This window comes from Actinoplanes sp. NPDC051633, from assembly GCF_040681735.1.
In the GTDB taxonomy this organism is placed as follows: domain Bacteria; phylum Actinomycetota; class Actinomycetes; order Mycobacteriales; family Micromonosporaceae; genus Actinoplanes.
The window spans coordinates 1-2571 of the sequence record NZ_JBFAZH010001100.1; the positions used below are offsets into that span (position 1 = coordinate 1).

Below are 2571 nucleotides of genomic sequence, written 5' to 3' on the forward strand. Positions count from 1 at the left end.
CCAGCCGGTCGATCGCCGCGGGCACCCGCCAGTCGTCGCGGCGCAGCGCGGCCAGCTCGGCGGCCGGCGCCACCAGCAGATCCGGGGCGCCGTCGTCGAGTGCTCGCACGAACACCGCCCATGCCGCGTCCCACCTGGACGGTGACGGCCGGGATCGGACCGCCGAGACCACCCCCTCGAGCGCGGCCTGCCGCAGATCGCCGCGCCCGGGCAACACCGCACCGGCCGGATCCGCCAGCAGCGCCTCGGGATCGGGCAGGTCCATGCGGTCCATGGCGGCCAGCAACTCCAGGCCCGGGCCGTCGCCGACCGCACCGCGCACCAGCATGGCGAGCACGTCACGCGATGTGCCCGCGGCGGTGGCAAAGGCGACGAGACGCACGGTCATGTCCCAGCTGCGGGGCGAGGGCCAGGGCCCACCGCGGCGGGCCTCACCACCGGGGAGGCGGTGCACGAGGGCGGGCCGCGCGGTGAGCAGCTCGCAGACCGCGCGCCGGGCGAAGGCCACCGCGTGCGGGAGCCGGTCCGGGTCGAGGGCGGGCAGGGCGGCGCGGGGCCAGGTGCCCGCGAGCCCGCGCACCACGACGTCGGGGTCGAACGTCCACTGCAGATGGACGAAACGGTTGGCCAGCGGTGCGCTGAGCTCCCAGCCGTCGGCGGCCGACGATCGGGGGTTGGCGGCCGCGACGATGCGTACGCCGGGCGGCAGCCGGAGCGCGCCGACCCGCCGCTCGAGCACCAGCCGCAGCAACGCGGCCTGCACGGCGGGCGGCGCCGTGGACAATTCGTCGAGGAAGAGCAGGCCACGGCCGGCCCGGGTGAGGCGGACGGCCCAGTCGGGCGGGGCCATCGGCACGCCCTGGCGCGCCGGATCGTCGCCGACGACCGGCAGGCCGGCGAAGTCCGAGGGCTCGTGCACGCTGGCGATCACGGTGGTCAGCGGCAGGTCGAGCGAGTCGGCGAGGTGACCGATAGCCGCGGTCTTGCCGATCCCCGGCTCGCCCCACAGCAGCACCGGCAGGTCGGCCTGCACGGCCAGAGCCAGGGCGTCGAGCTGTGGGTCGGGGCGCTCTTCGGTGTCGGTGTCGGACAGCAGATCGAGAAGTCGGGCGGCAACGGGCACAGTCATGGTCATCACCTTGGGTTTCGAGGAGGGTCAGCGGGTGCGGGCGTGGCGCGGGTGGCCACGCAGGACGGCGCGGCGCGGCCCGAGGGGGCAGCGGCCGGCCAGGCCGGCGCGGAACATGCCGTGGTCGACGCGCCGCTCGGCGGCCGCCGTCAGCTCGTCGAGCAGGGGGCCGTCGCGCAGCAGAGCGTCCGGTCCGATCAGCCGCTCGACGGCGGCCAGGGCACCGGCGGTGTCGCCGTGGTCCAGCCGCGCGCGGATCGCGGGCAGCGTGTCGGGCCGGCGGACGACGTGGTCGATCGCCCGCAGGCACGGCATCGGCGGGCCCCCCAGCGTCTGCAGGAGCGTCTCGCGCCGGATCTCGTCCGGGTCGTGGTCGAGCGGGACGAGCCCGCCGTCGACCAGTGCGATTCGATGCCGGGCGCCGTGGCAGTCGACGATCATCGCACCGGCCGGAGCGCCGGACGAGACGCCGGATGAAACGCCGGACGACGAGCCGGGCGTCAGGGCCGCCGCCACCAGTGGGTGCAGCCCGCCCGCGTCGATCAGGCCGGCCCGGAGCAGCTCCACGTCCGGTGGCAGCCACGTCGCGGCGTAGGGCAGGACGGCCGCCTGCGCCGGGAAGCCTTCGCTCACCGTGCGGGCGGCGACGTCCAGCAGGAGGCGGCGCCGGCCGGCACGTACCCGGACCCTCGATCGGCCGCGTCCCTCCGCGCGCAACAGGACCTCGGCCTCGGCCAGCCACCGCTCGTGGTCCGGCCGGTCGGTCATGCCCGGCCGGTCGGCCAGCTCCGGGGCGCGGCGCACGTCCCACAGGTGGCGATGCAGGTCGAGGCGGTAGCGGCGGTCGGACGTGCGGGCCAGCGCGAGGCTGATCCGCTGGCCGGCCCCCGCCCAGCCCGGCGGCGTGCGGGCCACCAGCTGCCACCCGCCCGGATATCGCGCCAGGGCGGCGGTCAGGCCCGGCCGGAGCAGGCCGTCCGGCGGGATCCTCGGCAGATGCCAGCGCAACAGATCCGGCGCCAGGTGACGCAGATCGTCCCGGAGATCCACCGCCAGGTCACGGGGGGTCGCGGAGAGATCGAGATCGACGTCGAAACGGGCGGCGGCGCACGCCCCGGCCCAATCACCGGCCTCGCGGCGGGCAGTGGCCTTGTCGATCATCGAGGGCGGCACGGCGAACTCCCGCACGCGTCGCCAGCACGGCAGTCGGTCGGCACTCGTCGTCCAGGAACGCATCAGCGCTCACCTGTGACGATCGAGACCTCCGATCCTTGCGAGTAGGTACGCATCGCGGAAGATCATATTACGGCGAGTGGTTCCACACCAGGATGAGATACGAGCCGAAGCAGGCGGACACCACCGTCAGGACGGTCAGCACCACGCCGGCGACCGGCCGCCGGGTCTTGCCCAGCGCGGCCGCGATCGGCAGCAGCAGCGTGAAG

The 2571-nt window shown here is 75.3% G+C and carries 2 protein-coding genes; both read right to left on the minus strand.

The features are described 5' to 3' along the window. The coding region (locus AB0M20_RS37485) for a MoxR family ATPase (RefSeq protein WP_364305543.1) at window positions 1–1129 on the minus strand (1129 nt) is incomplete at its 3' end. Window positions 1130–1156: 27 nt separating this feature from the next. Further along, window positions 1157–2365: a hypothetical protein gene (locus AB0M20_RS37490; protein WP_364305544.1), complete on the minus strand. Its 1209-nt coding sequence runs from the start codon at window positions 2363–2365 to the stop codon at window positions 1157–1159. Window positions 2366–2571 lie beyond the last annotated feature (206 nt).

What these genes read in the sequence shown, in the direction of transcription:
- AB0M20_RS37490 (WP_364305544.1), bottom strand. Translation starts at nt 2,365, where the DNA reads ATGCGTTCCTGGACGACGAGTGCCGACCGACTGCCGTGCTGGCGACGC.